7 protein-coding genes are annotated in these 12,111 nt (G+C 67.8%); 5 read left to right on the forward strand and 2 right to left on the reverse strand.

The window, feature by feature from the left end; all coding sequences use genetic code 11:
- Positions 1-55 precede the first annotated feature (55 nt).
- Positions 56-1,510 carry a D-alanyl-D-alanine carboxypeptidase/D-alanyl-D-alanine-endopeptidase gene (gene dacB / locus ACGGKE_RS15385; protein ID WP_394442728.1) on the forward strand — a complete coding sequence of 485 codons (1,455 nt, stop codon included), beginning with the start codon at positions 56-58 and terminating at the stop codon, positions 1,508-1,510.
- Between the two features lie 3 nt (positions 1,511-1,513).
- On the opposite strand, the gene ACGGKE_RS15390 is transcribed toward dacB, so the two are convergent.
- The gene (locus tag ACGGKE_RS15390) at positions 1,514-3,895 is read right to left on the reverse strand and encodes a penicillin acylase family protein (protein WP_394442731.1); all 2,382 of its coding nucleotides are present in this window, start codon (positions 3,893-3,895) and stop codon (positions 1,514-1,516) included.
- Positions 3,896-4,317: 422 nt separating this feature from the next.
- Between ACGGKE_RS15390 and ACGGKE_RS15395 the strand changes: the two genes are divergently transcribed.
- Positions 4,318-7,164, forward strand: coding sequence for a TonB-dependent receptor plug domain-containing protein (locus tag ACGGKE_RS15395; RefSeq protein WP_394442734.1), 2,847 nt, complete (start codon positions 4,318-4,320; stop codon positions 7,162-7,164).
- Positions 7,165-7,304: 140 nt separating this feature from the next.
- On the opposite strand, the gene ACGGKE_RS15400 is transcribed toward ACGGKE_RS15395, so the two are convergent.
- Positions 7,305-8,939 (reverse strand): amidohydrolase family protein, encoded by a 1,635-nt coding sequence (locus tag ACGGKE_RS15400; RefSeq protein ID WP_394442737.1) that lies wholly within the window; start codon positions 8,937-8,939, stop codon positions 7,305-7,307.
- A gap of 165 nt (positions 8,940-9,104) precedes the next feature.
- On the opposite strand from ACGGKE_RS15400, the gene ACGGKE_RS15405 reads away from it, so the two are divergent.
- The 3 genes from ACGGKE_RS15405 to dgcA all read left to right on the forward strand — a co-directional run bounded on the left by ACGGKE_RS15405 (position 9,105) and on the right by dgcA (position 12,110).
- Positions 9,105-9,989: a LysR family transcriptional regulator gene (locus ACGGKE_RS15405; RefSeq protein WP_228165238.1), complete on the forward strand. Its 885-nt coding sequence runs from the start codon at positions 9,105-9,107 to the stop codon at positions 9,987-9,989.
- 94 nt (positions 9,990-10,083) lie between these two features.
- The gene (gene dgcN, locus ACGGKE_RS15410) at positions 10,084-11,112 is read left to right on the forward strand and encodes an N-acetyltransferase DgcN (RefSeq protein ID WP_394442741.1); all 1,029 of its coding nucleotides are present in this window, start codon (positions 10,084-10,086) and stop codon (positions 11,110-11,112) included.
- A 5-nt stretch (positions 11,113-11,117) separates the two neighbouring features.
- Positions 11,118-12,110 carry an N-acetyl-D-Glu racemase DgcA gene (gene dgcA, locus ACGGKE_RS15415; protein ID WP_394442745.1) on the forward strand — a complete coding sequence of 331 codons (993 nt, stop codon included), beginning with the start codon at positions 11,118-11,120 and terminating at the stop codon, positions 12,108-12,110.
- Position 12,111 lies beyond the last annotated feature (1 nt).

The following is a 12,111-nucleotide window of genomic DNA, read 5'->3' on the forward strand; positions in this document are numbered from 1 at the left end:
TCATGCCCTGCCCCCGCCTGTTCAACCGGTCTGCTTGCGGTCTATGATCGGCCTCATGCGCATGCTCCTGCCCCTGCCCACCCTCGCCGTCGCCCTCGCCCTGCCGTTCTCCGGCGTCGCCGCGCAGACTGCCCCGCCGCCGCCGCTCTCCGCCATCGCGCACCAGCTTGAGCAGGGGCCCAGCGGCGCGCGCTACGGGCTGCTGGTCGCGACGCTGGACGGCGCGCCCGTGCTCGCCATCGCGCCGGACGAGCGCTTCATCCCCGCGTCCAATACCAAGATGTTCACCACCGCAACCGCCTATGCCGATCTCGCGGCGCTCGACCGCGCCGCGCAGGGCACGGGCGTGCGCATCGAAAGGCGCGACGTGATCCTGGAAGGACGGGGCGACGCACGCCTCTCCAGCGCAGAGGATTGCAGGGTCGATTGCCTGCAGACGCTGGCCGACGCCATCGCCGTCCGGACCCGGCGCGTGCGCGACGTCATCGGCGACGACAGCTGGTATCCCGACGAACGCTGGGGCCCGGGCATGAGCTGGAACAATATCCAGTCGCGCTATGGCACCGGCATGTCCGCGCTGACGCTGGATGACAATGAACGCACGGCCAGCGTCGTTCCCGGCGCGATCGGGGCGCCCCCGACGGTGCGGGCGGCGGGCTATTACCGGATCGACAATCGCGTCGTCACCGTGCCGGGCAAGGCGCAGGCGATCGTCGCCGACCGCGCGCCCAATGGCCGGCTGGTCCGCCTTACCGGCACGATCGGTGTCGATGCCGCACCCGCGACCCTGCATTTCAGCGTCGACGATCCTGCCCATCACGCCGCCTGGCGGCTGCGCGCATTGCTGCGGGCGCGCGGCGTGACGGTCACCGGCGACATCCGCACCCGTCATCGCCCGCTTGGCCCCGGCGATGATCCCGCCATCCGCAACGGAGCGCCCGCCGCGCGGCCGCCCGCCGCCCCGCTGCTCGCCCAATTGCCGGCCCTGCCGCTGGCGGAGGATATGCGCATCATCAACAAGCAGAGCCAGAATCTCCACGCCGACCTGATGCTGCGGCGCGTGGCGCGCGCGCAGGGCAGCGGCTCGATCGCCGATGGACAGGCCGCGCTCGACCGGCTGATGGCGCAGGCGGGCGTGGCGAAGGCCAGCTACAGCTTCGCCGACGGGTCCGGCATGTCCTCCTACAACCGCATCAGCCCGCGCGCCGCCGTCACCCTGCTGACCTGGATCGCGCGCCAGCCCTGGGGCGCGGCATGGCGCGACACGCTGCCGGTCGCCGGGCAGGATGGCACGCTGCGCAACCGCTTCAAAGGCACGATCCTGGAGGGCAAGCTGTTCGCCAAGACCGGATCGCTCAACGCCGCGCGCGCTCTCTCGGGCTATGTGGTGACGAAGAGCGGGCGGACATTGGTCTTCTCCGCCCTCGCCAACGACATGCCCGACGGCACGGACGCGCAGGCGAGCGCCGCGGTCGACCGGGCGCTCGTCGCTCTTGCCGAAGCGCTGTAGCGATCAGCCCGGCGTCAGCAAAATGCGCCCGGCCGCGTGGCGTTCCACCGTCTGCCGGCTGAACCAGAGCGGCTGCATCTCGCCGGCCAGCCAGCGCGGGTAGAAGTCGTTATAGCGCGGCGATCGGGGATCGGCCGACTGGCCGGGCAGCAGGAGGAAGCGGCTATTGTCCCAGGCGCCCACATCCGCGACCAGCAGATAGCTGGCGCCGTGCGACACCTGGTAGCCGCGCCTGGCGTTGAAGCCCCGCGCCATCGGCGTGTAGCTGTCCCCGCCCGACCGACCGCCCTCGATCGGCGGAAAGGCCGCGGCAATGCCGGGCAGCGAGGACAGGGGATGGGTGATCTTCACCCGGTGCAGGTCGCCCCAGCGCCACGCCGCCGGATCTGCCCCGGCATCGGCCTGCGCCTTCCTCCACCCCGCCGCGAGCGCGCGATCGATCAGCGCATCGCGCTCCGCCCCGGGATCAGCGCCCATCCGCGCATCGGGCTTGGCCAGGATGACGAGCATTTCGAACAGGTTGACCGACGGAATGAAGGTCCGGGCGGCGGCGGGGACGACAAGGTCGCGGAAACCCGCCAGCAGTTCGGGCATCACCATTTCATACAGCAGCGCCGCCGCGCTATCCGCCTCGATCCCGCAATCCCACCGGCGCAGCAGCCCGGCCGCCTTGGCGGCGTCGGGCGACAGCGTGTTCGGAAGGAGCGCCAGCAGCGCGCGGGCGGGCAGCGACTGGACGTCGTGCTGGAGCGCGATACTGTCCGCAATGCTGTGCCGGGGCTGCGCGTTCAGAACTTCGGAGATGCGGTTATAGCGAAACGGATCGCTCCAGCTGAAGCTGATGATCTTCTTGTCATAGGGATAGTCCGCGGGAAGGTTCATCTGGTTGGCCGACGCGAACCAGCCTTCCTTGGGATTGTAGACATGGGGCATATCCTCGACCGGCAATATGCCCGTCCAGTCGAACGCGCCGTCGCCAGGAGCCGGGAACAGGCCGTCATGCCGCGGTCTGACCGGCGTAAAGCCGATGGTCTGCCAACCGGTATTGCCGTCAATATCGGCATAATGGAAATTGGTGGGCGACGTGTGGATGCGGAACGCCTGACGCAGGCTGGTCCAGTCCTTCGCCAGGTTGATGGCGATGATGGCGAAGCGCATATTGCCGCCGGGCAGCATGCTGACGGTGGCGAAGGCGCTGGCGCGCTGGCGTGCGGGGTCCTGCGCGACGATGGGTCGGCCCTGGGCATAACGCTGCGTCACGCGCTGCGGTGGACCGTCCTTGACCAGTATCTCGTCCTCATAGGTTTCGAACCGCTTCCACTGCCCCTGGTGCCAGTAGAGATCGGGGTCCTTCTGCGCGGTGCGCAGGATGAACAGGTCGGTCTGGTCGATGTGGAAATTGGTGCGGCCAAAGGCGAAGCGATCCGTATGCCCCTGCATGATGCCGGGCAGGCCGGGCGCGCCCCCGCCGATGACGTCCAGGCCCGGCGCGGTCAGATGCACCATGTGCCGCGGGCTGAAGCCGCCAATGCCCAGATGCGGATCATTGGCCAGGATCGGGCGACCGGTCGCGCTGCGCGACGCCGCGATGGTCCAGGCGTTGCTGCCCTGGGCGAAGCGATCGGCGCGCCGCTCCGCCGGATCGAGCGCAGCTTCCTCGATCGCGTCGAACGGCACCGGCCGCGCCGATGGCAGCAACACGCCCAGGTCCGCTTCGCTGACCGCCGCGCAATCCAGGCCTTCGGGCACGCGATAGGACCAAGCCGGGCGAAGCGGCGCCATCAGCTGATCGACGTCCAATACGCCTTTTGCCTGCATCTGGGCACGGCGCACTTCGTCGTCGGCGTCCCCCATGCCGATGCCGCGCGCGCGGACGAGATCGCGCACGTCCCAACGCATCGGGCGCAACCCCAATATGCCATATTCCAGCGGCATCTGCGCCGGGTCCGCCTCCAGCTCCGCGATGCGGGCGTTGACGCCGGCGACATAGCCTTGCGCGCATTCCAGCACGCCGGGCGGCAGGCTGGCGAATTCAGCATCAATGTCGCCGCGATAATGGAACAGCCGCGCCGCCTTGTCCGCGGCGACGAAGGCCGCGCCGAAGCCCTCGGCCATGCGCCCCATGTCGCGGCGATGGTCGATGTCGATCTGGAACAGCCGGTCGCGCGCGACCAGATAGCCCTGACCGAAATAGGCGTCGTGCAGCGAATTCGCCCGCACATGCGGCACGCCCAGCGCATCCTCGACGATGTCGATCGGTGCGCGCAGGCCGGTCAGCCGGATCCTGCTGGACCGCGCCTGGGCCGTCTTCTGCGCCCAGCCGAGGCTGCCCGGCAGGGCGAGAGCGGCCGCGGTGGCCATCAGGAATGCACGACGCTGGATCAACACAGCCTCCCTTTGTCTATCCGATTGAATTGCTGGAGCGCGAGAGGCGCCAGACCTATCGCAGGATGGCCACGCGGGGCTATAGCAAGGGGGGCGCTGGCCATAACTCCGGGCTATCCATGATCCACGATCTGCGCGCCTCACCCCGCCATTCCATTCGGCTATACCTTTATGCGATCAAAGTAATACCAAATCTATTGACCAGCCGTTGCCGCCCTGTAACCTTCTCGTCATGGAACCGGCCGCGTTCCGCCATCCGGGCGGGAGTGGCACGGCGCCAGGTGGCGACAAGGCAGAGCTGGCAAGGCGATGCGCTTGGCCCCGCAACCATGGGATGAAGAAAGGGTCGGGCCAGACGGCGCTCTGACGCCGCGCACGCAAACAATCGCGTGCAGCTCCACCCCTCGCGACAGGGGGTTAATATGGGTGATTTCGGAAAGTCTCGCCGGCCGATCGGCCATCGGCACAGTCTGGGCCTGGCGATGACCGCCCTGGCCCTGGTCCATGCAGCGCCCGGCGCGGCCCAGGAAGCCGCGACGCCGCAGCAAAGGGCGGACGCGACAGGATCGGACCAGATCATCGTCACCGGCACGCGCATCGTGCGCGACGGCTTCCAGTCGCCCACGCCGCTGACCGTGGTGTCGCAGGAAGAAATCCTCAACCAGTCGCCGACCAACAACCTCGCCGATTTCGTCAACCAGATTCCGTCGCTCGCGGGCAGCACGCGTCCAGCCAATTCGCGCCTGGCGATCAGTTCGGGCCTGGCGGGCATCAACACGATGAACCTGCGCAACCTGGGCGAAGTGCGCACGCTGGTGCTGCTCGACGGGCGGCGATCGGTCGGGTCCACCATCACCGGGCTGGTCGACATCAACACCTTCCCCCAGTCGCTGGTGAAGAGCATCGAGATCGTGACCGGCGGCGCGTCGGCCGCCTACGGGTCGGACGCGGTGGCGGGTGTCGTCAACTATGTGCTCGACAAGAAATATGAAGGGTTCAAGATCGACGCCGATACCGGCATCACCGACAAGGGCGACGGGTTCAACTACAGCTTTTCGGGCGCGTTCGGCAAAAGCTTCGCCGGTGGGCGCGGCCACATCCTGATCGCGGGCGAATATGCGCATCGCGACGGCATTTTCGAAGTGGATCGCGACTGGAACCAGATCGGCTACCGCACGCTCGCCAATCCCAATTACACCGCAACCAATGGCGAACCGGCCAATCTGGTGGTGCGGGGCGCGGGCACGTGGAACGCGACTCCGGGCAGCATCATCCGCTCGCAGGTGGGCGGGACGAGCACGCTGCGCGGCACCTATTTCGATCAGGGCGGTGTTGCGCAGCAATATCAGTTCGGGTCGCTGACCGACAGTTCGCAGACGGTGGGCGGCGACTGGCAGATCAACGACACGTCGCGTCGGATCGGCTTGGACGCGACCGACGACCGGCGCGGCATCTACGGGCGGCTGAGCTATGAGCTGGCCGACTGGATCGAGGTTTTCGGCGAGGCGTCCTACAACTGGAACAAGACGCTGTTCAATTCGGGGCCGCAGGCATCGACCTTCACCCTGGCGGCGGATAATGCCTATCTGATCCAGGCGCTGGGCAGCGCGGCGCTCGCTGGCGTCAGGTCGGTGACGCTCGGCACGTCGGCGGCCGATCTGCCCTATCGCAAGAACAACAGCAGCCGCGAGGTGCAGCGCTATGCGATCGGCGCGGGCGGGGAGTTCCAGATGTTCGGCAACAAGGCCGTGTGGGACGCCTATGGCCAATATGGCCAGACCGACACGCATGAGTTGTTGCGCGACATCATGAACACGTCGCGCATGGCGCTGGCGACCGATGCGGTGTTCGCGGGCGACGGGTCGATCGTCTGCCGGTCGACCCTGACCGATCCGACCAATGGCTGTATCCCGCTCAACCGCCTGGGCGTCGGCGTTGCCGATCCCGCCGCGGTCGAATGGGTGCTGGGCGATCCCTATCGCGACCAGCGCTTCAAGCAGACGGTCGCCGGCATCAACCTGTCGGTGACGCCCTTCGCCACCTGGGCGGGCGATGTCAGCGTCGCGCTCGGCGGGGAATATCGCAAGGAAGAAGTATCGGGCTATGTGCCCGAGGAATATCAGAGCGGCTGGTCGGTCGGCAATTTCCGGGCGACCTTCGGCAGCTACAATGTCAAGGAAGCCTATGTCGAGACGGTGGTGCCGCTGGGGCTGGGCGCCGAGTTCAACGGCGCGGCGCGCCTCACGGACTATTCCACATCAGGGACGGTCACGACCTGGAAGGCGGGCCTGACCTGGCAACCGATCGAGGACATCCGCCTGCGCGGGACGCGGTCGCGCGACATTCGCGCGCCCAATCTGAACGAGCTGTTCCAGTCGGGCACATCGCGCACCAATACGTTCAGCACCAGCACGGCGGTCGGCGAATATGCCGGCGCGACCTTCCGCGAGCTGACCACGGGCAACCTTTCGCTGCGGCCGGAGAAGGCGGACACGCTGACGCTGGGCGCGGTGTTGCAGCCGCGCTTCCTGCCAGGCTTTTCCTTCTCGATCGACTGGTTCCGCACCAAGGTGTCGGACGCGATCAGCCAGTTCTACGCCGACGACATCGCGCAGCGCTGCACCGAGGGCTATCAGGATTTCTGCGCGGCGATCATCCCCGATCCCGAAGGGGTGCGCGACTATTTCGTGTCGGCGAGCCCGTTCAACTTCGCCCGGGTGAAGGTGCGCGGCATCGACTATGAAGCCAATTATCGCGTGCCGCTGGACCAGATCTTCAACAGCAGCGCCAGCACTCTGACGCTGCGCGGGACGGCAACCAACTATCTGGAAAATCTGGTCGACAATGGCATTTCCGTGCCGGTGGACACGGTCGGCCAGAATAGCGGCCAGTCAAGCACGCCGGACTGGATCTTCCGCCTGTCGGCGACCTTCGACACGCCGACCTATTCCATCACCGCTGTGGGCCGTGGGGTGAGTTCGGGCACCTACAGCAACACCTATATCGTCTGCACGACCGACTGCCCGACGAGCACGGCGACCAACCCGACGACCAACAGCAACCATATCGACGGCACCTTCTACACCGACCTCAACTTCACCGCGAAGATCAACGTCGGCGGGTCGGACGGGCAGCTGTTCTTCAACATCACCAACCTGTTCGACAAGGACCCGATCCTGCTGCCGGAAACCGGCCTGTCGGCCAATTCGACCTACAGCGACCTGCTGGGCCGCGCCTTCCGGGTGGGTGTGCGGTTCAAGACCAACTGAGCCGACGCGCTGGCGCGACGGAAAAGGGGCGGAAAACCAGCGGTTTTCCGCCCCTTTTCCTGTTCAGGCGACGTGCCGAATATGGACAGCGAACGCGACACGCATAAAATATGAGAGGTCGTTAGTTAGCTAACTAAGCTTTAGCGCGGTGGACAATGGGCCGGCGTGGGGCGCAGCAGCGCGCGGCCGGCGGTGGCGCCGGTGGTCTGGCTATCACGGACCGCGAGCGCACCGTTGACGAACAGCCGGGTCACGCCGACGCTGAGTTCGCGCGGATGCATATAGTCGGCGCGCGGCGCATAGCGGGCGGGGTCGATGACGACGACATCGGCATAATAGCCGGGGCGCAGATAGCCGCGATGGTCGATCTTGTAGATGTCCGCCGTCCGCCCCGTCGACTGGCGCACGAAGGTCACAAGGTCGATGACCGGCCGGTCGCGGACATAGCGGACATATTTTTCGGGGAAGGTCGCGAACATGCGGGGGTGGCCGTCCGACCCGTCCGACGAGGTCACGATCCAGGGCTGCCGCATCAGCAGGTCGACATCGGCCTGCGCCATGTTGAAGGAGGCGACGGCGGTCCCCCGGCCCTTTTCCTTCTCGATGCTCTGGCGGATGATCCGCAGCGCGGCGTCGCGCGGGTCGAGGCGCCACTGGGCTGCAACCTCCTCCAGCGTCTTGCCGGTCCAGGGAAAGCCCTGGGCGATCAGCAGCAGCGACTGGGGGCCGCCGCGCCGGCGCATATTTTCGCTCATCTCGGTGCGGATCCGCGCCAGGGTCGCCGGATCGTCCAGCCGCCTGAGCAGCGCCACGCCGCCGCCATCCACCGCCCAGCGGGGCAGCAGCGACGCGTCGAGGCTGGAGCCGGAGGCGAGCCAGGGATATTGATCGGCCGTGACGTCCTGGCCCGCTTTACGCGCGGCCTCGATTTCCGCGATCACGGCCGGCGCCTGTCCCTGCACATCGACGCCCAGCGCCTTCAGATGCGCGAAATGAACGGGCATGCCGGCCTGGCGGCCGATCGCAATCGCTTCGCGGACCGAGCCGAGCAGGCCGATCGAATAGCTGGATTCGTCGCGCTGATGCGTGTCGTACAGCCCGCCGCGGATGGCGGCTTCGCGCGCAACGGCGACGACCTCGTCGGTCTTGGCGAAACTTTGCGGCGCGTAGAAGAGACCGGCGGAAAAGCCGGTCGCGCCTTCGCACATGCCTTTGGCCACCAGCGCCTTCATCGCATCCAGTTCCTGCGGATTGGGGGCACGGGCATCCTGACCCAGGACTTGCTGGCGCACCGCGCCGAAGCCGACGAAGGGGATGAAATTGGTGCCGACGCGCGAAGCTTCGATTTTGGCGGCATCGGCGCCGACATCGGGCGTGCCATAGCCATCGACGCCGATGACGACGGTGCTGACGCCCTGGTCGAGCCAGGCGGCATTGACGCGCTGGGCCGGGTCGGGCGAGCGCAGGAAGCCATCGGCATGCGTGTGGGCGTCGATGAAGCCGGGCGCGACGATCATCCCGCGCGCGTCGATCCGCTGCGCCGCCTGCATCGGCGCGGCGCGGCCGACATAGACGATCCGGTCGCCCTTCAGCGCGACATCGCCGACATAGGGCTTGCCTGTGCCGCCATCATAGATGGTGCCGCCGGCGATCAGGACGTCGGCCTGCGGCGCCGGGGCAGCGCCACCCGCCGCGGCCGCGCCGGCCAGGCCGCCCGACAGCAGCAAAGCGCGGACCGCGCGGCGAAAGGAACGGCGGGCGAGCGAATGCGGCATGAGCGGGGTCCCTTGCTGGGTAAACCAAAGCGGCACCATGGCGCGGACAGGCGCGCGCCGTCCAGAGGCGCTCGGTTGCGCGGGCCATAACCCGATGGCATAGGGGTAAGATGCCGCCGGGTCGTTGAACCAGAAATACAGGCCGCAGCCAGAGGGGACCGACCGATGAACCTGCGCCAGATCGAGATTTTCCACGCCGTCTACCTGCACGGCACGGTCAGCGCCGCCGCCCGCGCGCTCAACGTGTCGCAGCCCGCGGTGACCAAGGTGCTGCGCCATGCCGAGCGCTCCATCGGCCTGCCGCTGTTCGAGCGGGCCAAGGGGCGGCTGATCCCGACGCAGGATGCCCGCACCCTGTTCGACGAGGTCGCCGACATTCAGGAGCGCGTCCGGTCGCTGCGCCAGGCGACGCAGAATATGCGGCACGGGCGCGGCGGACTGCTGCGCATATCGGCCCTCCCTTCGCTGGGGCTGGGCGCCATTCCCGATGCCGTCGCGCGCTTCCTGCAGGGGCATGAAGACATCATGTTCGACCTGCAGACGCTGCATCATGATGAAATGGTGCGCAAATTATATGAGCGCGAGACCGACATCGCGATCAGTTTCGAAGTGCCGCTGTCCGCGCCGGTGGCGCATCAGGTAGTGGGCGAGGGCGAGCTGGTCGTGCTCTATCGCGAGGAGGATATGCCCGATGCGCCGAGCCGGCTGCATCTGGAGGAACTGCGCGATCACAAGTTCATCAGCCCGGTGCAGAGCGGGCCGATCGGTCGGATGCTGTCGAGCGAATTGAAGCGCCAGGACGTCGAGCTGAACGAAGTGGTGTCGGCGCGGACCTATTATATCGCCGCCGCGCTGGTGCGGGCGGGCGTGGGCATGGCGATCGTCGACAATTTCACCGCCCATGCCGCGCCCGCGCCGGGCCTATCCAATCGCCCGCTGCAGCCGGCCATCACCTTTGACATCAACGCGGTCTATCTGCAGAACCGGCCGCCGTCGCGGACGGCGTCGGAGTTTCTGGACCTGCTGTCCGAAGTTATAGAGAGCCTATAGCGCCAGGCTATAGCCTATGCGGACATGGATATTGGGGCGGCGGGCGGTCGGGCGATAAGGTCCGCTTCCCATCATCATCCAGGTTCGCACATTCATGATCGCCACCCCCTATCTCCTCTATCTCGGCCACAGCAATGACGAGATCGGCATCAAGACGTCGCGCGGGCTGGCGGTGTTCCGTCCCGACATCTGCGTCGGCGAGTTCCGCCATGACGATTGCGGGCTGACGCTGGGGCTGCCGCGGCTGGACTTCGCCGCCGCTCATGACGCGGGCGCGCGCACGCTGGTGCTGGGCATCGCCAATGCCGGCGGGCGGCTGGGCAACGACCTGGTCGAGGATGCGCTGGCGGCGATGGAGGCGGGGCTGGACATCGCATCGGGCCTGCACCAGCGGCTGAAGGACGAGCCGAGGCTGGCGGCGGCGGCGGCGCGGCTGGGCCGCACGCTGCACGATGTGCGCGATCCGCGCCCCGACATTCCGGTCGGCACGGGCCGGCGGCGCGCGGGCAAGCGATTGCTGACCGTGGGCACCGATTGTTCGGTGGGCAAGATGTACACGACCCTGTGCCTGGCCCGCGCGCTGCAGGCGCGGGGCGTCAAGGCAGACTTCCGCGCCACGGGACAGACCGGCATCCTGATCGCGGGCGATGGCGTGCCGCTGGACGCGGTGGTGGCGGACTTCATTTCCGGCGCGATCGAGCAGATTTCGCCCGAGCGGACCGACGGCGGCTGGGACCTTATCGAAGGACAGGGATCCTTGTTCCATCCGTCCTTCGCAGGCGTGTCCACCGGCCTGCTGCATGGCGCGCAGCCCGACGCGCTGGTGCTGTGCCACGACCCGATGCGCCGCACCATGCGCGGCCTGCCCCATTATCAGCCGCCGCGCCTGGACGATTGCCTGGAAGCGAATCTGCGCGCGGCGCGGCTGACCAACCCGCAGGTGCGGGCGGTGGGCATCGCGCTCAACACGTCGGCGATGGACGCGGCGCAAGCGGCGGACCTGTGCGCGCGCACCGCCGACATGTTCGGCTTGCCCTGTTCCGATCCCTATCGCATGGGGGTGGACGCGATGGTCGACCTGCTGCTGGCCATGGACGCGCCCGCCGCCACGGAGACGATCTGATCCTCATGCGCCGCACCCTGACCGTGATGGGCGAGACATTCCCCCTCGCCACCCCCTTCCGCATTTCGCGCGGCGTCAAGACGGCGGCCGAGGTCGTGACCGTGACGCTGGCGCAGGGCGACGTCGTCGGCCGGGGCGAATGCGTCCCCTATCCCCGCTATGGCGAAAGCGTCGCCGCCAGCATCGCCGAGATCGAAGCAGTGCGCGTGGCGATCGAGACGGGGGTCAGCCGGCGCGGGCTGTTGGAGATCTTGCCCGCCGGCGCGGCGCGCAACGCGGTGGATTGCGCGCTATGGGACCTGGAGCTGCGGCTGGCCGACAGCAGCCTGGCCGAAGCGACCGGGATCGAGAGGCCGCTGCGCCCCATCGCCACGGCGATGACGGTGGGGCTGGACACGCCCGAGCGGATGGGCCAGGCCGCCGCCGCGCTGGCCGACGCGCCGTTGATCAAGGTCAAGGTCGACGCCAATGACCCGGTCGCGCAGCTGCGCGCCGTGCGCGCCGCCGCGCCCGCGCCGCGCATGATCGTCGATCCCAATGAAAGCTGGACGATCGCACAGGTGGAGGCGATGCAAGGGTTGGCCGAGGCCCTGCGCATCGACCTGCTGGAGCAGCCGCTGCCCGCGCAGGAGGATGCGGCGCTGCGCGGATACCGCTCCGTCATTCCGATCGCGGCCGATGAATCGGTGCACGTCGCCGCCGATCTCGACACGCTGCCCGACGGCTATGGCGTGGTGAACATCAAGCTGGACAAGGCGGGCGGGCTGACCGCCGCGCTGGCGCTGGCCGAGGCTGCGCGGGCGCGGGGGCTGGGCGTCATGACCGGCTGCATGATCTGTTCGTCGCTGTCGATCGCACCCGCCTGGGCGATCGCGGCGCGGAGCGATTTCGTCGATCTGGACGGTCCCTTGTGGCTGGCGGCCGACCGGGCCGGCGGCGTCACCGGCGCGGCGGGCTATCTGATGCCGGCGCAGGCGGGCTTCTGGGGCGGGCTTTGAC

The organism is Sphingobium naphthae, from assembly GCF_043589935.1.
GTDB classification, from domain to species: Bacteria; Pseudomonadota; Alphaproteobacteria; order Sphingomonadales; family Sphingomonadaceae; genus Sphingobium; species Sphingobium naphthae_A.